This is a genomic window from Allorhizocola rhizosphaerae (assembly GCF_003426775.1).
In the GTDB taxonomy this organism is placed as follows: Bacteria; Actinomycetota; Actinomycetes; order Mycobacteriales; family Micromonosporaceae; genus Allorhizocola; species Allorhizocola rhizosphaerae.
Window position 1 is genome coordinate 34,362 of record NZ_QJUG01000006.1, and the last position, 17,248, is coordinate 51,609.

A 17,248-nucleotide genomic window follows, 5' to 3' on the forward strand; every position below is an offset into this window, starting at 1 on the left:
AGGAACACTAGCGCAGTGCGTGGCTTACCCAAGACCTTCTGGGCGCTCTGGACGGGCACACTGATCAACCGTAGTGGTGCCTTCGTCATGCTGTACCTCGAGATCCACATGGTCGCCTACTACGGTTTCTCCGCCACGTTCGCCGGCCTGGTGCTGGGCCTGTTCGGCGCGGGCCTGGCGGTCGGCTCGCTGGTCGGTGGCATCCTCGCGGACCGCTGGGGCCGCCGTGGGACGCTGCTGATTTCCAACCTGGGCCAAGCGGTCACCGCGGTCGTTGTGGGGCTCACCTTCGAGGCCCTGTGGATCGCCGTGCTGGCAATGGTTTTCGGGTTCTGGAACGGGTTGGGCAGGGCACCGTTCAGTGCGACCATGGTCGATGTGCTCGGGCCGAGCGCCCGCCTGCGCGGCATGAACCTCAACTACTGGGCGATCAACCTGGGCTTCTCGGTCGCGGCCATCCTGGCCGGCGTGCTGTCCAGTGCGCCGCACATGACGGTGTTCCTGATCACCGCGGGCGCGCATGTCCTGACCACGGTGCTGGTGTTCAAGCTGATCCCGGAGACGAAGCCCTCTGCCGTGCGCATGGAGGTCAAGCCGACGGGCAGCATCAAGGCCGTGCTCACCGATCGGGTGTTCATGGTGTTCGTGTCGCTCAACCTGGGCCTGTGGGTCGTCATCGAGGCGTGCAAGCTGATCCCGATCGCGATGCACCAGCGCGGGCTCGACCCGGCCGACTACGGCACGGTGATCGCGGTCAACGGAGTGATGATCGTGCTGGGCCAGCTGTTCGTGCCCAAGCTCATCAGCAGGCGCAAGCGCACGCACGTGCTCGCGGCGGCGGCCCTGCTGGTCGGGCTGGGCATGGGAGCAGTCGCGGTCGCGGGCACTGTCCCGCTGCTCATGCTGACCGTCGTGGTGTGGACCGCGGGCGAGATGCTCAACGCGCCGGTCAACGGCGCCTACATCGCCGACCTTTCGCAACCCGAGATGCGCGGGCGATACCAGGGCGTCGCGTCGTCCAGCTTCACGCTGGCCAACTTCATCGCGCCCGTGTTCGGCGGCATACTTCTCGATCACGCCCCGCCGGCGACGCTCTGGGTGGTCCTGGCCGGGCTTGGCCTGGCTGTCGCGATTGGACAGATCGTGACCGGCCCCGCCCGCGACCGCCGCGCCGCGCTCCTCACCCAGCAGCAGGGGGTACCGGTTGCGGCTGTTTCTTAGCGAGACGGTCGGCGGTCTTCCGCGCACGTTCTGGGCCATATTCAGCGCGCTTCTGGTCAACCGGGTGGGCGCTTTCGCGATGCTCCTGCTGCCGACATACCTGACCACGGTGCGCGGGACGAGCCTTGCCGTGGCCGGGTTGGTGACCGGGGCCTATGGCGCGGGCGGTGTCGTGGGCACGCTGCTCGGTGGGGTGCTCGCCGACCGGTGGGGGCGCAGGAAGTCCTATCTTGCGGGCACGTCCACGGCGGCGGTGCTCATGCTGGCGCTCGGCTTCGCCCGCCCGGTGTGGCTGATCGCGACCCTGGCCGTGCTGGTGGGTCTCGCGCACATGCTGCCGAGCGCGCCGATGGTCGCCGCGATCGTGGACGTGACGCCCGAGCCGGACCGGCCGCGCGCGTTCAACCTCCAGTTCTGGGCATTCAACATGGGCATGGCCGCCGCGGGCGCGCTCGCCGGGCTGATCGCCGAGGTCAGCTTCTTCGCGCTGTTCGCAGCCGATGCGGCGATGACCGCGCTCACCGCCGTGCTGGTGTGGCGGCTCGTGCCCGAGACCCGCCCGGCGGCAGTCAAAGCCGTTGTGCGGCAAGGGTTGGGCGTGGTGTTCCGGGATCGCGTGTTCCTCACGTTCGTCGGGCTGACGTTCGCCCTCGCCGTGCTGACCGTGCAGAGCACTTCGACCGTGCAGCTGGCCATGGCCTCCGATGGCCTGCGGCCGTCGGAATACGGGCTGGTGGTGTCGGTGAGCGGCGCGCTGATCGTGCTCGGTCAGCTGTTCGTGCCCAGGATGATCGCGGGCCTGCGGTTCGCCTCCGCGCTGGCTGTCGCGTTAGGACTGATCGGGTTCGGCTACTTCGGGTTGATGTTCGCCGATGCCGCGTGGGTCTATCTGGTTGCGGCGATCGTGTGGACGTTCGGGCAGATGATCGGGGCCCCGCCCAACGCCTCGATCATCGCGCAGCTCGCGCCGGCGCATCTGCGTGGCAGGTACCAAGCGGTCTTCAGTCTGGTCTTTCCCTTGGCATTCTTCGTGGCGCCGGCGGCCGGGGGTTGGAGTCTTGGCGCGATCGGCGCTTGGCACTGGCTCATCTGCGGGCTGCTCGGCGGCGCCACGGCGGTCGGGCATCTGCTGGCGGCGGGGCCGCGTGATCGGCACGTCGCGGCCGTGACCACCGCCGTGCCGGAGCGTCGCGTCTCATTGGAGCCGGCCGGAGCCTGACCGGCCTATCACGCGATCCCCTGTTCGGCCGACGAGCCATCGGCTGAGCAGGGGATCTGTCCTGTAACAAATTGAAAACTTGGGCATTCGCTGTTGACACCCGGCCCCAGTGAGTAAGAATTCTTTCCATTAACAGTAAACAGTCCTTTCAGAAAAGTAGGGGTTGTTGGCAGTGGAGTCAGGTGTGCTTGCTCGGCTACGGGCGCGGCTCCCGCATTTAGCGGGGGCGATCCGGCGCGTCGCCGAGTATGTGCTCACGGACCCGTGGGGGCGGCGCGGAGATGGCATTCTCCTTGCACCGCATCGGGGTCGCCGCGTGGACGTGGCCAGACGTCCACAATGGACTCGCCAGCGCGGCGCTGCTGCGCGCGGGAGACGTTGCCCTGGGCATCTCTCACTCGGGGCAGACCCGCGAGACCGTCGCAATGGTCGCCGAGGCCGCGAGCCGAGACGCGACAACCGTTGCCCTGAAAAGCTTTCCCGGTTCGCCGCCGGCGGACGTGGCCGACGTCGTGCTCCTCACGGCGGCGCAGGCCACCACCTTTCGGCCGGATGCCTTGTCAGCCCGCCACCCCCAGCTGGTCCTGCTGGACCTGCTGTACATCGCGGTGGCACAGCGCACGCATGCCCGCTCCCACACCGCCTTTCAGCGCTCCGCACAGGCGGTCGCCGCGCACCGTCTCAACGACGTGGCGGCCTGACTCCCATTCGGTACCAACAAAACAGCTCTAGGAGATGACATGACAACTTCCCCCGACCGGCCGTCGGACCTCACTCGCCGCACCATGCTGCGGCGGGCGGCGGCCGCCGGCCTGCTCGCGACGCCTGCCGCGGGCCTGCTCGCCGCCTGTAACCAGGAGGGTGACGGCACCACCGGTGGCGGGGCGGCGAAGACCAAGGAAAACCCGTTCGGCGTGGAGCAGGGCAAGGGCCTGTCCGCCGCGTTCTTCAACGGCGGGTTCGGCGAGGACTACGCCAGGTTTTTCGCGACGCAGTACGAGGCGAAGCGCGGCGGCAAGGTCGACATCAAGTTCTCCAAGACCATCCTGACCGACTACCAGCCAGGCTTCTACAGCGGCAACGTGCCGGACGTGCTGAACAACTCCTCGCCCGAGACCATCCCGGTGGGCCCGGTGGTCAAGGGCGGGCAGCTGGTCGACCTGACCGAGCTGCTGGAGGCCGACAGCATCGACGACCCGAGCAAGAAGGTCAAGGACACGCTCGTCGCGGGCACCATCGAGTCGGGTCTGTTCAACGGCAAGATGTACACCCTGAACTACGCCTACTCGATTTACGGACACTGGTACAACCAGGCGCTGTTCGACTCCAAGGGCTGGAAGGTCCCGAAGACGTGGGCCGAGTTCGAGACGCTGGCCGAGGCCGCCAAGAAGGAGGGCATCGCCGCGTACACGTTCCAGGGCATCCACCCGTGGTACATCCACAACGTCGTCAACGAGTGGATCTGGAAGGTCGGGGGCAAGGCGGCCATCGCCGCGATCGACAATCTTGAGCCCAACGCCTGGAAATCCGAGGCCGTGAAGGCCGCCACCGAGAAGCTGGCCGAGATGGTCGGCAAGGGCTGGGTGCAGCCGGGCGCGGCGACGCTCGACCACACCACGACGCAGCAGGCCATCATCGACAACAAGGCGCTGTTCATCTGGTGTGGCTCGTGGCTGGAGGGCGAGATGGCCAAGACCATCGGGCAGGCCAAGCTCGCCGTGGCGCCGCCGTGGGACGTGACCACGTCGGACAAGGCCAAGTACGGCACGGTTCATGCCGCGCCGGGTGAGGGCTTCATCGTCCCGGCCAAGGGCAAGAACGTGCAGGGCGGTCTGGAGTTCCTGCGGCTCATGCTGAGCAAGGAGTGGGCGCGTAAGTTCGCCGAGCTCACCAAGTCGCTGCCGGTTGTCAAGGGCGCGGCGGACGGGCTGACCATCTCCAACGCGCTGACGTCCGCGTCGAAGGTCGCGGCCGAGGCGCCCGAGGTCATCAACTGGTTCTACGAGGGCTGGTATCCGACCCTGCAGAAGGCCGTGGGCGCGCAGGCCACCGAGCTCATGGCCGGCAAGATCACGCCGGCGCAGTTCATGGACGCCGTGCAGAAGGTCGCCGACGAGGTGGCCAAGGACGACAAGATCACCAAGCAGAAGCGTCCTCATTAGACAGTTGTGCGTCAGGTGGGGCCGGGCGCGGAACAATCCACGCCTACCCGCTGCCGGAACGACGGGTGTGACTCTGTTCAGGCGAAGCCGTGCTTTCAGCACCCGCTGCAGGAATAACGGGTGGGGCCGTTCACCCTCCGGCCCCACCCATCCTCCTTTCGAAAGGGACTCCCATGCGGCAAGGCAGGGCCCGATTCATCACCGGGTTTCTCTTCGCTCCGGTCCTGCTGTACGTGGTGTATGTGCTCGTCCCCTACGGACAGGCGTTCTACTTCTCGTTGACGGACACGACCGGCTTCAGCCCGGAGCACAACTTCGTCGGTTTCACCAACTATCTGGAGCTGTTCTCCGACGAGGTGTATCTGCGGGCCATCGGTCACAACGTGGTGATACTGACGCTGTTTCCCATCTTCACCATCCTCATCGCGCTGTTTTTCGCGTTCATGCTCAACATCGGGGGACGCGGCGACAAAGCGGGGATCCGGGGCGTGCGTGGGTCGTCGGTGTACAAGTTCGTGTTCTTCTTCCCGCAGGTGCTCTCGATCGCCATCGTCGCCGTGATCTGGCGGCGCGTCTATCAGGGCAACGAAGGCGGCATGCTCAACGCGATCCTCATCGAGCTCGGCCTCGTGGACCGCGAGAAACCGCTGGCGTTCCTTGGCGAGACCGACTCCGTCATCGGCAAGCTGACGTTCGGCGAATTCCTGCTCGACGCGCCGGTCGCGCTGATCTGCCTGATCATCGTGGCGATCTGGGGCAGCGTCGGCTTCTACCTGGTGCTGTTCTCCGCGGCCATGCAGTCCATCCCGAAGGACATCTTCGAGGCCGCGACGCTGGACGGAGCCAACCGGGTGCAGACCTTCTTCAGGGTGACCCTGCCGCTGCTGCGCGAGCATGTCTCTATTGCCTGGGTCTACCTGGGAATCGCCGCACTCGACTTCTACGCCCTCGTGGTCGGGTTGACCCCGGGCGTCGGCGGGCCCAACCACGCCACCGAGGTCATGAGCTCGTGGATGCTCACGAACTCGTTCCGCCCGGACCGCTTCGACGCCTTCGCGTACGCCTGCGCGATGGGCGTGTCCATCGCGATCATCACGCTGTTGCTGGCCGCCGTGCAGCTGCGCATCACCCGCAGCCGCGAAAAGCTTGAGTTCTAAGGGGTTTCCAGCGGTGAAAAAAGAGCGCGGCGTGATGAACGCCTTCTCCCACACGTTCCTGTTCATCTGGGGCGCGATGGTGACCATTCCACTGGTGTGGGCGGTCATCCAGTCGTTCAAAACCGATACCGAGATCCTGAACGAGCCGCTGGCCCTGCCGGAACAGTGGTTGTTCGGGGCGTTCGGCCGGGCGTGGACCAAAGGCGACATCGGCGAGTTCTTCGCCAACACCGTGCTGGTGATGGCGTTCAGCGTCACGCTCACCATGCTGTGCGGCGCGATGGCCGCGTATGTGTTGGCGCGCTACAGGTTTCCGGGCAACCGCGTCATCTACTGGACGTTCGTCGCCGGGCTGACCGTGCCCATCTACATGGGCATCCTGCCGCTGTACCTGCTCGTCAAGGACGTCGGCGAGATGCTCGGGCTGGAGTCGGTCATCGGCGTGGACACGCGCGGCGGGCTGATCCTCGTGTACATCGCCTATTCCATGCCGTTCACGATCTTCTTCCTGCACGCGTTTTTCCGGACCCTGCCGACCACGATCGCCGAGGCGGCCGCGGTGGACGGCGCCGGCCATGTGCGCACGTTTTTCCAGGTGATGATGCCCATGGCCAAGCCCGGCCTGGTGAGCATCGCCATCTTCAACGTGATCGGGCAATGGAATCAATTTCTTTTGCCTGTGGTACTGGTCAAGGCCGACGATGGTCCGAAGGTGTTGACGCAGGGGCTGTTGGAGCTTGCGACCAATGCGCGCTATGAGACCGACTTCGCGCGGCTGTTCGCCGGCATGACGCTTGCCATGCTGCCCATTTTGGCCGTGTACCTGGTTTTCCACCGGCAGGTGCAGTCGGGTCTCACGGGCGCGACGACGAAGTAAGGTGCTCCAGCTCTTGGGCGATACGGTCGGCGCGTTGGGCGAAACGGGCCGCCTCGCCGGGTCGGATGTGCGCCAGCAGCCGTAGGGCCATGACGCGCAGGCGCAGCAGACCTGCGTCACCGGCGTGATCGAGGGCGGCTTCCGCATGCTCGGCCGCGCGGTCGGGATCGCCCAGTTTCCAGTGGCAGTAGGCGAGGCCGTGATGCCGCCGGAAGAGCGCGAACGCTGCCGGGCTGTCCGGATCGATCGACCGATAGAAGCGCGCCCCCGCTGCGTATCGTGCGTCGCGCGCGAGTTGGTAGGCCCGTTGGTCGGCCCAGCGGGCGTGGTAGCAGTCGCGGTCGGTGTCCCTTGGCAGGACGGCGATTTGGGCACGGGCACGTGACAGGGCTTCACGATCGCCGAGGCGGGCGTGGAGGAGATCCGCCTCGATCCGGGCCGCAGGCGGGAGCTCGCCGACGTCGTGCAGTCTCAACCGCGCCGTATCGATGTCGCCGCGGCGCATCGCGATCGACGCCAGGCCGAGGCGGATCCAGCAGGCGGCGGGCGACTCCGAGATCGGTGGGCGGTCCCACAACCGCAGCTGTGCCTCGCACATGGACAGCGGCAGGTCCGAGAAGCGCGAGTGGTATTGGCCCATCCAGCGGGCCGTCTCGTCCAGCGGGCGCGGCACGCCGAAATGCTCCAGGAGCCATTGTCCATATTGCCCGCCCGGCGCATTGCCGCGGGACCTGAGCCGGCGCAGGCCGCGCTCGACCGAACCGGGATCCTCCGGCAGGCCGGCCGACGGACCCGCCCGGCGCATGAGCAGGTGGGTGAGCGCGGTCCAACCGCCGTGCTCGTCGGCCAGCCGCTGGACGTATCGGCCCCACGTGCAGCCCAGCGGGTCGGTCAGGTCCATGTCCGGAATCGTGTCCTGGTCGGCGATTGGCGTGGGGCAATAGCGTGCGCCTCATGGCAACAACCTTCGCGGCAGTGACCCGCAACGTGCCGGCGCAGTCGTTTGTGCATCCGAATCGCTATCCCCTCTCCGAGCCCGGCGCGCTCGATCCCGCGCGCCGCCATGCCCTTGTGTGGCAACGCCTCACGGGCCTCGACGCCGACCTGCCGTGCCTGCAGGAGGTCGAGCCCGAGATACACCATGCCGTCCGCGCCCGCTTCGAGGCAACCCACCACATCGCCCACCGCGACGCCACCGCACCGGATGACACGTGGCTGTTCGCGGGCGACTTCAACGCCGTCTCGCGCAGGGTCGTGCTCCCGTCGCCGGACGAGCCGTCTGACCACCTGCCGTTGCGGGTCGAGTTCCGGACGGTGACGGCGTGAGGATCGCGTTCGTAGGGGACGTGCACGGTTGCGTGTTGCACGCACTTGGCGCATTGCTTGCGTGGCAAGACAATTGCGGGCAGCGGTTGGACGCCGTGATCCAGGTCGGTGACATGGGTGCGTTTCCGAGTTTGGAGCGGATGGACCAGCCGAGCAGGCGGTTTGCCGCCGAAAACCCGGCGCAGCACGACCTGTTCCGGATGCTGGCGCCGACCGGTGAACTGGAGTCGGCGATCCGGCGCGCGATGACGTTGCTCCCGCCCGTCTTGTTTGTCAGCGGAAACCACGAGGATTTCGAGTGGCTGGCCGGTCTGCACGGGGGTGCCGGTGTCGTCCCGATCGACCCGGGCGGCGCGTTCCATCATGTCGCATGTGGACAAGTCATAACCGTTGCGGGGCAAAGGGTTGCCTTCCTCGGCCGAATCGAGAAGCCGGGGAAGATGGATCTGGACGCGGCGGCATACGCACGCTTAATGGACGTCGAGCCGGGCAGCGTGGATGTCCTTGTCACGCACGACGGTCCCTATGGCATGGGTCGAGACTGGCTCGGCGAACCCGTTGGCTCGCCCAAACTGTCCCGGCTCATCGCGCGGCTGCGGCCCCGCTTGCACGTCAGCGGCCATTACCATCACGCCAACGGGCCGCGGCACTATGGCCCGACCGTCTCGTTTGCGTTGGCCCAACTCGTTTATTCGAAGGTCAACCGGCACCGTCCCGACCAGGACAACCCGCAGCAGCGGGTGACTCCCGGCAGCATCGGCGTGCTTGACACCGAGACTTTCCTTTTCGAGTACGTCAACGACGACTGGTTGGCGGGCGTGTGCGGCGACGAATTCGACCTTGCCGGGGCTACTGCTCGGTCGGCTCGGGACTACCGGGAGTCTCGCCTGTGACGAGGTAGATGATGTGCTGGCCGGCGTTGACCGCGTGGTCGGCGTAGCGCTCGTAGAAGCGGGCGAGCAGCGCGGTGTCGACCGCGGCCTCGACCCCGTACGACCAGTTGGGGCTCAGGATCCGGGCGTAGAGCGAGCGCTCCAGCTCGTCCATGGCGTCGTCGTCGTGCTCCAGCTCGGCGGCCCGATCGATGTCACGCGAGGCGAGAACGAGCGTGACCTTGCCGGCGATGCGGTCGGCGACGTTGGCCATCTGCCCGATCGTGCCGGCGAGCTCCGCGGGCACGGCGACGGCCGGGTAGCGCCGGACCGCGGACTTCGCGACGTGCTCGGCGAGGTCGCCCATGCGCTCCAGATCGGTGCCGATGTGCAGCGCGGTGATCACCATGCGCAGGTCGGAGGCGACCGGTGCCTGCTGCGCGAGGATGCGCAGCACCTTGTCCTCAACCGAGTGGAAAATCTCATTGATCTGGGCGTCGCGGGCGATCACCCGCTCGGCGCCCTCCTTGTCGGCGCTCAGCAGGGCCGTGGTGGCGGTGCTCATCGCTGTGCGGACGGCCTCGGCCATGGACACCAGTTGGCGGCCGACCTCGTAAAGCTCGGCGCGGAACTCCTCGCGCATCGGGTCACCCTCGCCGCTCTGCGGCGACGGAGGAGCCGCGGCCAGAGGTGACGAAGGAGCCTAAGAAGCCTACTGATGAAGGCACGGAGTCATGTCGGCGCATGGACTCACTGTAGGCAGGGCCAGGTGAACGTAAGCAGGCGCACAAGTGAACATCGTGCGCGATGCCCGAATTGTCGCCTTCGGTGGAATGCCAGGTGAGCGGGTTGGCCTACCATCGCAGTCGTGAGGTGGGGCAGGAGAAACGAGCCTGCGGTGGTGCCCGGCACGCCGCTGGATCCGTACGCTGGGCTGGGGCGCAAGAGCCTCGACTCGCTGCGGGTCGGAGTGGTGTTGCTCGATGCCTCCGACGGCGTGGTCATGGCCAACCCGTCGGCGCGGGCGATGGGCCTGCTGCGCGCGGGCGCCCAGCCGGGCCAGGTCGTGGCCCACCCCATCCTGCGCACGCTCGCGGGCCAGGTTCGCCACACGGGCATCCGGCGCGAGGTTGAGATGGACCTGCCGCGCCCGCCAGGGGAGCCGCTCGGCGTGCACCTGCGCGCAGTCGCCATCGGCGGGGGCATGATCTGCATCGAGGCCGCGGACGTCACGGAGTCGCACCGGGTGGAGCGGGTGCGCCGGGACTTCGTGGCCAACGTCAGCCACGAGCTCAAGACCCCGATCGGTGCGCTGCAGCTGCTGGCCGAGGGCCTGCTGGACGCGACCGACCCGGACGCGCCAGGGGCCGACCCGGCGACCGATGTGGCGGCGAGCCGCCGGTTCGCCGAGCGGATCCAGCGCGAGAGCACGCGATTGGGCCAGCTGGTCACCGAGCTGATGGAGCTTTCCCGGCTGCAGGGGGCCGAGCGGTTGCCCGATCCCGAGCCGGTCTCGGTGGACTGGGTGATCGCCGATGCGCTCGACCGGACCCGCACCGCGGCGATGGCCAAACGCATCGAGCTGGTCGTCGTCGGTACCAAAGGATTGACGATTTTTGGAAACGACAAGCAATTCGCGACGGCGGTCGGCAACCTGGTCGAAAACGCCGTGGCATATTCGCATACGGGCTCCGCGGTGATCGTGAGCGCGGTCGCCGAGGACGACCGGGTGGACATCAGCGTCTCCGATCAGGGAATCGGCATCGCACCACAGGATCTCGACCGCGTGTTCGAGCGGTTCTACCGCGCGGATCAGGCCCGGTCAAGGGAGACCGGCGGCACGGGGCTCGGCCTCGCGATCGTCAAACACATCGCCACCAATCACGGCGGCCGGGTCGACGTGCGCAGCCGGCTCGGCGGTGGCTCGACGTTCACCTTGCGGCTGCCCGCGGTACCCCCTGATGCGATCTTGCCGATACCCACCTTGGAAAGGGTGAAACAGTGATGTCCCGTGTGTTGGTCGTCGAGGACGAGGAGTCGTTCTCGGATGTGCTGTCCTACATGCTGCGCAAGGAGGGCTTCGAGGTCTCGATCGCCGCGACCGGGCCGGCCGCGCTGACCGAGTTCGACCGCACGGGCGCCGACATCGTCCTGCTCGATTTGATGCTGCCGGAGATGCCGGGCACCGAGGTGTGCCGGCAGCTGCGCCAGCGGTCCAATGTGCCGATCATCATGGTCACGGCGCGGGACAGCGAGATCGACAAGGTGGTGGGCCTGGAGATCGGCGCGGACGACTACGTCACCAAGCCGTACTCGCCGCGCGAACTGGTCGCCCGGATCCGGGCCGTGCTGCGCAGGCAGACCGCCGAGGCGGTGGAGCACTCGGGTGCGACCCTGTCGGCCGGTCCGGTGCGCATGGACGTGGAGCGGCACGTGGTCACGGTCGACGGGTCGGCGGTTCAGTTGCCGCTCAAGGAGTTCGAGCTGCTGGAGCTGTTGCTGCGCAACGCGGGCCGGGTGCTGACCCGCGGCCAGCTGATCGACCGGGTGTGGGGCGCGGACTACGTGGGCGACACCAAAACCCTTGACGTGCATGTGAAGCGGCTGCGCTCGAAGATCGAGCCCGAGCCGTCGACGCCGCGCTACCTGGTGACCGTGCGCGGGCTGGGCTACAAGTTCGAACCGTGAGGTTTCGTGCGGGTCAACTCTGTTCAGGCGAAGCCGTGCTCTTGCGCGGTTGTGGTTCATCGCGAAGCGTTGAACCACAACCGCTGCTGAAAATACGGTGACTGGGTGAGCCGTCGCCCAGTCACCGCATCTTGAGACGCCCGTGGTCCGGGCAAAGGTTGTCAGCCCCAGTTACTGAATAGCGGCTGTTCGAAGATCCGTGGTCCCGCGGCCGGTTCGTGGAAGTCGAAGCTCACCGGTCCGACCCGGATGCGTGTGGCGGCGCCGACAGCGACCGACAGGTAGCCCAGGCCGCCGTCGAGGCCGCCGGTGTCCAGCACCTTCCCATCGGCGTCGAGGGCCTCGGCTCGCGTCCCGGCGGGGCCCAGGACCAGCAGTTGGTTGCTGAGCACCACGTTCCCACCTTCGCGCTGCGGCAGGCGGATGACGACGATGTCGCCATCGGCATACGCGTTGCCCGTGCTGATCAGATCCGATGGCGGGGCGCTGACTGACGGGCCGTCGACGGCCGTGCTCGGGCTCGGCGTGGCACCGGGCGGTTCAAGCGCCAGCACACCGTTGTCCAAGTCGCCCAGCATGAGGAACGCCGGCCCGGTCCCGGACAGCGGGCCGACAACGATTGTGTCGTTGTGGTCCCAGCGCACCGCGCCATCGCGGCCGGTGATGTCGCGGTATACAGCCGCCGGATCGGGCTTGTATATGAACATCCTGCCTGGGACGACCGTACGGGCCTCCATTTCCCTGCCGTCGCACGAGACCCGCCACACCTCCATCCTGGCGGCCGCACGAGCCACATAATCGCGTATGTCTGCGGGGCTGCTCTCCGGTGTATTGATCACGCATCCGGCGGGTGCGAGCCCGAAGGCGACGAAGGTGTTCTGGTCGACCCGCTCCCCTTCCACAATGAACGGGTCGACCGAAGGGCGGTACATCGAGCCCCCGTTCATCAGCTCGTCGACCCCCGCCTGCCCGGCCGCCCAGCGGCGCACGAGAAAGGAGCTGGTCTCGGAATAGTGCGCCACGACGACGTGCCGATATCCGAGAATGTCGTCGGCCAGCAGGATCTTCATGCGGTCCATCCCGCTGGGGACGGAGTGCCGCTCCCGATTGGCGGCGAACGCCTGCTCCAGCTCGCGCATCAGAGCGGTGTCGCCGGCGAGGCCGCCGCGGGTGGGCGACTCGATGAGCCGCTTGACCCAAGGGTTGAGGCCCGGCGCCGGTGGTGCGGGAGCCGTGCCGGCCTGCAACGCCAGCGGGGTGGACACGGCGGCGGCGAGCAGTGCGGCGGCGAACGCCGACACGCGCAGCCGGGAACGCGTGCGGCGGCGGGAAATCAGGCGGCCGTAGGGATTCGCGGCCGGGCGGGTCTGCGCGGCCACGCGGGAAAAGCCGGCCCGGAGTTCATCGATGCTCATGCCAGTACCTCCTGTCCGGTCAAGCGGGTGCGAAGCTTCGCCAGGCCGCGCGAGGCCTGGCTCTTCACCGATCCGACCGAGCACCCGAGCATCGCGGCGGTGTCGGCCTCCGAGTAGTCCAGCCAGTAGCGCAGCACGAGAACCGTGCGCATGCGGGCCGGTAGTCTGTCCAATGCGGACAGCAGTTCGTCGCGTTGCACGACGGCATCGGCCGTGTCCGGTGTGGTGCGCACCGGCAGCGAGTCGGTCAGGAGCTCGCGCGCGCCGAGCCGGCGCCACACGCTGACCCGCTGGTTGGCCATGATGCGATAGAGGTAATTCTTGGGCTCATCGACGCTGTGCCATCGATCCATGAGTCGCAACAGTGAAGACTGCAGCAGATCCTCGGCGGCGTGATGGGTACCAGTCAACAGAAACGCGGTACGGAGGAGCTCTCCGTAACGCGTCTCGACAAATTCGCGGAACCCTTCATCGGTCACAACCGAACCGACGTTTCAGCCGGGCATCAGGTTGAGCGCTTGGCGGCGGCGGTTGCCGGATGCGGCGCGATCAGGCCACGGGCCTCGCGCTCCTTGCACATGTTGGCCAGCTCGGCGTAGGCCAGCTCGCCCAGCAGCTCGATGAGCTCCGGCGCGTAGGTGATGTAGACCGGATCCTTCTCCACGTGCGCGTCCGGCGACGACGTGCACCACCAGTGCAGCTCGTGCCCGCCCGAACCCCAGGCGCGCCGGTCGAACTCGGCGATCGTCGACACCAGCACCTTGGTCTCGTCGGGCCGGGTCACCCAGTCCTGCCCGCGCCTGATCGGCAGCTGCCAACACACATCGGGTTTGTATTTCAAGGGGTGTACGCCGTCGCGCAGCGCCTGGCCGTGCAGCGCGCACCCGCCGCCACCCGGAAAGTCGGGGTCGTTCTGGAACACGCACGGCCCGCCCTTGCGTGTTGCCGTGCGGCGCGCGGGCTTGTCGTCGAGCTCGTCAACCTCGGTCCAGTTTTTGAAGCCCTTGACGTGGCGCTGCCACGTGGTCGGGTCCAGCCGCTTGACCGCCGCCTTCACCCGCTTCTCGTCGTCCCTGTCCGTGAAGAAGGCGCCGTGCGAGCAGCACCCCTCGACCGGGCGACCCGTGATGCCCTTGCAGCCGTTGCCGTAGACACAGCCCCAGCGGGACAGCAGCCAGGTCAGGTCGGCCCGGATGACGTGCTCCGAATCGGCCGGATCGGTGAACTCAATCCACTCGCGGGGGAAGCCCAGCAGTACCTCTTTCACGTGCCCAGCCTACGTCGTCATACCGTGGCGCTACCGTAGGCGCATGCGCCTAGGTGTGCTCGACGTCGGGTCCAACACGGTTCACCTGTTGGTGGTGGACGCGTTCCACGGCGCCCACCCGTGGCCCGCCCACTCGCAGAAGGAGCGATTGCGGCTGGCCGAGCAGATCTCCGCCGACGGATCGCTCACAACGGCCGGGGCCGATGCGCTGGTCAAGGCGTGCTCGGCGGCGCGCGAGGCGGCCGAGCAGCTGGAGGTGCACGAGATGCTGGCGTTCGCCACGTCGGCCGTGCGCGACGCGCGCAACTCCAGCCGGGTGCTGCACCGGGTGCGCGATGAGGCGGGCGTCGACCTGCAGGTGCTGTCGGGGGAAGACGAGGCGCGCCTGACGTTCCTGGCGGTGCGGCGCTGGTTCGGCTGGTCTGCCGGTCGGCTGCTGGTGCTCGACATCGGCGGTGGCTCGCTGGAGATCGCGGCCGGGAGCGACGAGGCGCCCGGCGACGCGCTCTCGTTCCCGTTGGGCGCGGGCCGCCTGACCCGCGACTGGTTCACCAGCGACCCGCCCGACGCCGACCAGGTCGCCGAGCTGGAGTCCCATGTGGACTCGTTGCTGGCCGGCATCGAGCTCGGGTTCGACATCGCGGCCGCGACCTCCAAGACGTTTCGGTCGCTGGCGCGGCTTGCCGGGGCTGTCCCAAGTGGACACGGCCTGTGGGCGCCGCGGTCGCTTACCCGGACAGGTCTGCACCAGGTGCGCGGGTTCATCCAGCGCATGCCGTCGGCGTCGCTGGCCGAGCTCGACGGGGTCAGCGCCAGCCGCGCGCATCAGCTCGTCGCGGGCGCGATCGTGGCCGAGCGCGCCATGCGCCGGCTCGGCATCGATGAGCTTCGGATCTGTCCGTGGGCGCTGCGCGAGGGTGTCATCCTCTCCCGTCTGGATCAACTCCATTGAGTGGTCAGGCTTCTGTGCCCGCCGATCTGGTCGAGGCCATCAGGCGTTCCTGGGACGAGCAGACGTGCGATCCGGTGGACCTCCCGTGGAGCCCGGACAACCCATCGCGCGGGCAGTGCGGCGTCACCGCGCTCGTCCTTCACGACCTGCTGGGCGGTGATCTGGTGGTCGGCGAGGTGCGCTACGCGTCCGGTGACCGGCAGGGCTGGCACACGTGGAACCGTTTGCCCGACGGCACCTTCGTCGACCTGACGCGGCAACAGTTCGGCCCGGACGAGCTCGTCGGCCCGGGCCGCATCGTCGCCCGGAAAGCCCCCAAAAGGTGCGTTGAGCAGTACGAACTGTTGCGCTCGCGGGTGCTGGCCCACCTCGATGTCGTACCCCAGTTCTAATCTATAGGCGTGATTGACACGCTGGTTCCGTCAGCACCGGCGCCCGCTGCGCCCACTGACGAGTTCGTTCGCCGCACCATGCGCGAGACCGGGTGCCCACGCGCGGTGGCGCGCATGGCCCTGCGGCTCATCATGCGCCGGCACCGCCCGCAGATGGGCCGGCTGCATCAATATCTGGCCCGCTTCACGCCTGCCGACCGGGCCCACTGGGTGGAGCAGGCGCTGGCCACCGAGCGGGCCGCGCTGGCGTCCATGCTGATCGGGGAGTTCGCCGAGCAGCGCAGCGTCGGCCGGGCCGTGTCCATGGCAGATGCCGACCTCGCCATGGTCGCCCGTGCCCGATCGTCCAACCCCGACGGTGCCCGCCCGCGCGGTCTGGCCCTGCTCGATGCCGCCCTGAGTCAAATGCGCCAGAGTTCGCCCGGCGCGGCCGCCGCCATCGCCGCGGTGTCCGCTCCGGCGGCCGCGGGCGTGGTGGGGTGATGCGACATGAGCCTGGCGCGACCCCGGTTGGACATCTTCATCCTGCGCGACATGATCCAAATCAAGCGCGGCCGCAAATCGATCGAGCTCATGCCGCTCGACGAGGCCGACGCGCTGGGCCGCGACCTTTGCCTCGCGGTGGCGGCGGCCCGCGCCACCCGGCCCGTGCCCGTGGCCGGCCCGCTGATCCGTGACCCGACCCCGTGAAGCATCGCCGGTGCGAGCGGCCGGGGGCGCCCGCTCGCCAAATTTGTCGCTTCTGCGCAGGTCATGGACATGCCGGGGACCCGTCACGCCAGAGCTCTAGCGGCGGAGGCATAGGCTGAAACGGTGCCTGTGCCCATAGCGCTGTCCAGCTCGTCGGTGTTCCCCGAGCCCACCGCGGCCGCGTTCGAGATGGCCGCGACGCTGGGCTATGACGGTGTCGAGGTGATGGTCTGGACCGATGCGGTGAGCCAAGACGCGGGCGCGCTGCAGGGTCTTGTCAAGCACTACGGCGTGCCTGTGCTCTCGGTTCATGCTCCGTGCCTGCTGGTGACCCAGCGCGTGTGGAGCAACGACCCGATGGACCGGTTGCGCCGCGCGGTCGTGCTGGCCGAGTCGCTGGAGGCGACCACGGTGGTCGTGCACCCACCGTTCACGTGGCAGCGTGACTACGCGCGCAGCTTCGCCGACGGGATCGAGAAACTGTCCACTCGCCACCCTGGCATCAGGATCGCCGTCGAAAACATGTATCCGGTGCGCCTGGCAAGGCGCACGTTCGTGCCGTATTCACCCGGGTGGGACCCGACGCAGACCGGCTACGGCTCCTACACGCTGGATGTGTCGCACTGCGCCGCGAGCCGGATCAATTCGCTCGACATGGCCGACCGGATGGGGGCCGGGCTGGCGCACATCCACCTCGGCGACGGCACGGGCGAGGGGCGTGACGAGCACCTGGTGCCCGGCCGCGGCAACCAGCCGTGCGCGGAGCTGCTCGCGTCGCTGGGCGAGCGCGGCTTCACCGGATCGGTCGCGCTCGAAGTGGCCACCCGGGGCGCCCGCAGCCGGTCCGTCCGCGAGGCGGCCCTGGCCGAGGCGCTCGCCTTCACCCGCACCCACCTCGCCGTCCCCCTCTCGCGTTGATCATGAACTTAAGTCCATTCGGCGGCGTGTCGTGACGCCAGCCTCATGGTCAATAGCGCAGAGCGATCATGGTTGATGCGGCGACACGCCGT

At 67.8% G+C, this 17,248-nt stretch carries 19 protein-coding genes and 1 pseudogene; 15 read left to right on the plus strand and 5 right to left on the minus strand.

The window, feature by feature from the left end; all coding sequences use genetic code 11:
* Positions 1 to 15 precede the first annotated feature (15 nt).
* The 6 genes and pseudogenes from DM816_RS02225 (at position 16) to DM816_RS02250 (ending at position 6,636) form a co-directional block, all read left to right on the plus strand.
* Positions 16 to 1,221, plus strand: coding sequence for an MDR family MFS transporter (locus DM816_RS02225; RefSeq protein WP_117208352.1), 1,206 nt, complete (start codon positions 16 to 18; stop codon positions 1,219 to 1,221).
* Positions 1,205 to 2,440, plus strand: a complete 1,236-nt coding sequence (locus tag DM816_RS02230; protein ID WP_117208353.1) for an MFS transporter — start codon at positions 1,205 to 1,207, stop codon at positions 2,438 to 2,440. The genes DM816_RS02225 and DM816_RS02230 overlap by 17 nt, the downstream gene beginning before the upstream one ends.
* A gap of 272 nt (positions 2,441 to 2,712) precedes the next feature.
* Positions 2,713 to 3,141, plus strand: a pseudogene (locus DM816_RS02235) (MurR/RpiR family transcriptional regulator); the annotation flags it as partial.
* A gap of 39 nt (positions 3,142 to 3,180) precedes the next feature.
* Positions 3,181 to 4,602, plus strand: a complete 1,422-nt coding sequence (gene ngcE, locus DM816_RS02240; protein WP_117208354.1) for an N-acetylglucosamine/diacetylchitobiose ABC transporter substrate-binding protein — start codon at positions 3,181 to 3,183, stop codon at positions 4,600 to 4,602.
* 173 nt (positions 4,603 to 4,775) lie between these two features.
* Positions 4,776 to 5,759, plus strand: a complete 984-nt coding sequence (locus tag DM816_RS02245) for a carbohydrate ABC transporter permease (RefSeq protein WP_117208355.1) — start codon at positions 4,776 to 4,778, stop codon at positions 5,757 to 5,759.
* A gap of 34 nt (positions 5,760 to 5,793) precedes the next feature.
* A complete protein-coding gene (locus tag DM816_RS02250) occupies positions 5,794 to 6,636 on the plus strand; it encodes a carbohydrate ABC transporter permease (RefSeq protein ID WP_117208356.1) in 843 nt (280 codons plus the stop codon).
* Here the strand turns inward: DM816_RS02250 and DM816_RS02255 are convergent.
* On the minus strand, positions 6,614 to 7,537 hold the full coding sequence (locus tag DM816_RS02255) for a tetratricopeptide repeat protein (protein ID WP_117208357.1): 924 nt from the start codon (positions 7,535 to 7,537) through the stop codon (positions 6,614 to 6,616). The two genes, DM816_RS02250 and DM816_RS02255, sit on opposite strands and share 23 nt — an antisense overlap.
* A gap of 53 nt (positions 7,538 to 7,590) precedes the next feature.
* On the opposite strand from DM816_RS02255, the gene DM816_RS02260 reads away from it, so the two are divergent.
* Together DM816_RS02260 and DM816_RS02265 are read left to right on the plus strand one after the other, a co-directional pair.
* Positions 7,591 to 7,962 (plus strand): endonuclease/exonuclease/phosphatase family protein, encoded by a 372-nt coding sequence (locus DM816_RS02260; protein ID WP_162907013.1) that lies wholly within the window; start codon positions 7,591 to 7,593, stop codon positions 7,960 to 7,962.
* Positions 7,959 to 8,855: a metallophosphoesterase family protein gene (locus tag DM816_RS02265; protein WP_117208359.1), complete on the plus strand. Its 897-nt coding sequence runs from the start codon at positions 7,959 to 7,961 to the stop codon at positions 8,853 to 8,855. The genes DM816_RS02260 and DM816_RS02265 overlap by 4 nt, the downstream gene beginning before the upstream one ends.
* Here DM816_RS02265 and phoU read toward each other — a convergent pair.
* Positions 8,812 to 9,477 carry a phosphate signaling complex protein PhoU gene (phoU, locus tag DM816_RS02270; RefSeq protein WP_117208360.1) on the minus strand — a complete coding sequence of 222 codons (666 nt, stop codon included), beginning with the start codon at positions 9,475 to 9,477 and terminating at the stop codon, positions 8,812 to 8,814. The genes DM816_RS02265 and phoU overlap by 44 nt on opposite strands.
* Positions 9,478 to 9,702: 225 nt before the next feature.
* On the opposite strand from phoU, the gene DM816_RS02275 reads away from it, so the two are divergent.
* Positions 9,703 to 10,839 carry a sensor histidine kinase gene (locus DM816_RS02275; RefSeq protein WP_246001456.1) on the plus strand — a complete coding sequence of 379 codons (1,137 nt, stop codon included), beginning with the start codon at positions 9,703 to 9,705 and terminating at the stop codon, positions 10,837 to 10,839.
* Positions 10,839 to 11,522 carry a response regulator transcription factor gene (locus tag DM816_RS02280; protein WP_117208362.1) on the plus strand — a complete coding sequence of 228 codons (684 nt, stop codon included), beginning with the start codon at positions 10,839 to 10,841 and terminating at the stop codon, positions 11,520 to 11,522. The genes DM816_RS02275 and DM816_RS02280 overlap by 1 nt, the downstream gene beginning before the upstream one ends.
* A 161-nt stretch (positions 11,523 to 11,683) precedes the next feature.
* Here the strand turns inward: DM816_RS02280 and DM816_RS02285 are convergent, their stop codons facing one another.
* The 3 genes from DM816_RS02285 to DM816_RS02295 are packed head-to-tail and all read right to left on the minus strand — an operon-like array spanning position 11,684 to position 14,204.
* A complete protein-coding gene (locus DM816_RS02285) occupies positions 11,684 to 12,937 on the minus strand; it encodes a hypothetical protein (protein ID WP_117208363.1) in 1,254 nt (417 codons plus the stop codon).
* Positions 12,934 to 13,416 carry a SigE family RNA polymerase sigma factor gene (locus DM816_RS02290; RefSeq protein WP_117208364.1) on the minus strand — a complete coding sequence of 161 codons (483 nt, stop codon included), beginning with the start codon at positions 13,414 to 13,416 and terminating at the stop codon, positions 12,934 to 12,936. The genes DM816_RS02285 and DM816_RS02290 overlap by 4 nt, the downstream gene beginning before the upstream one ends.
* Positions 13,417 to 13,442: 26 nt before the next feature.
* A complete protein-coding gene (locus tag DM816_RS02295) occupies positions 13,443 to 14,204 on the minus strand; it encodes a DUF3109 family protein (protein ID WP_117208365.1) in 762 nt (253 codons plus the stop codon).
* Between the two features lie 43 nt (positions 14,205 to 14,247).
* Between DM816_RS02295 and DM816_RS02300 the strand changes: the two genes are divergently transcribed.
* From DM816_RS02300 to DM816_RS02320, 5 genes are all read left to right on the plus strand, one after another.
* Positions 14,248 to 15,156 carry a Ppx/GppA phosphatase family protein gene (locus tag DM816_RS02300; protein ID WP_117208366.1) on the plus strand — a complete coding sequence of 303 codons (909 nt, stop codon included), beginning with the start codon at positions 14,248 to 14,250 and terminating at the stop codon, positions 15,154 to 15,156.
* Positions 15,157 to 15,170: 14 nt separating this feature from the next.
* Complete coding sequence (locus DM816_RS02305; protein WP_117208367.1) at positions 15,171 to 15,548, plus strand: YunG family protein; 378 nt, start codon at positions 15,171 to 15,173, stop codon at positions 15,546 to 15,548.
* Positions 15,549 to 15,557: 9 nt separating this feature from the next.
* Positions 15,558 to 16,031, plus strand: coding sequence for a hypothetical protein (locus tag DM816_RS02310; protein WP_117208368.1), 474 nt, complete (start codon positions 15,558 to 15,560; stop codon positions 16,029 to 16,031).
* 6 nt (positions 16,032 to 16,037) lie between these two features.
* Entirely contained in the window at positions 16,038 to 16,238 is a 201-nt protein-coding gene (locus DM816_RS02315; protein WP_117208369.1) for a hypothetical protein, read from the plus strand.
* Positions 16,239 to 16,427: 189 nt separating this feature from the next.
* Complete coding sequence (locus DM816_RS02320) at positions 16,428 to 17,156, plus strand: sugar phosphate isomerase/epimerase family protein (protein ID WP_425455204.1); 729 nt, start codon at positions 16,428 to 16,430, stop codon at positions 17,154 to 17,156.
* The last annotated feature ends 92 nt before the right edge of the window (positions 17,157 to 17,248 follow it).

Coding starts and splice junctions, on each gene's coding strand:
- DM816_RS02315 (WP_117208369.1), top strand. CDS start 16,038: ATGAGCCTGGCGCGACCCCGGTTGGACATCTTCATCCTGCGCGACATG.
- DM816_RS02250 (WP_117208356.1), top strand. CDS start 5,794: ATGAACGCCTTCTCCCACACGTTCCTGTTCATCTGGGGCGCGATGGTG.
- DM816_RS02245 (WP_117208355.1), top strand. CDS start 4,776: ATGCGGCAAGGCAGGGCCCGATTCATCACCGGGTTTCTCTTCGCTCCG.
- DM816_RS02320 (WP_425455204.1), top strand. CDS start 16,428: ATGGCCGCGACGCTGGGCTATGACGGTGTCGAGGTGATGGTCTGGACC.
- DM816_RS02260 (WP_162907013.1), top strand. CDS start 7,591: ATGGCAACAACCTTCGCGGCAGTGACCCGCAACGTGCCGGCGCAGTCG.
- DM816_RS02285 (WP_117208363.1), bottom strand. CDS start 12,937: ATGAGCATCGATGAACTCCGGGCCGGCTTTTCCCGCGTGGCCGCGCAG.
- DM816_RS02280 (WP_117208362.1), top strand. CDS start 10,839: ATGTCCCGTGTGTTGGTCGTCGAGGACGAGGAGTCGTTCTCGGATGTG.
- phoU (WP_117208360.1), bottom strand. CDS start 9,477: ATGCGCGAGGAGTTCCGCGCCGAGCTTTACGAGGTCGGCCGCCAACTG.
- ngcE (WP_117208354.1), top strand. CDS start 3,181: ATGACAACTTCCCCCGACCGGCCGTCGGACCTCACTCGCCGCACCATG.
- DM816_RS02255 (WP_117208357.1), bottom strand. CDS start 7,537: ATGGACCTGACCGACCCGCTGGGCTGCACGTGGGGCCGATACGTCCAG.
- DM816_RS02300 (WP_117208366.1), top strand. CDS start 14,248: ATGCGCCTAGGTGTGCTCGACGTCGGGTCCAACACGGTTCACCTGTTG.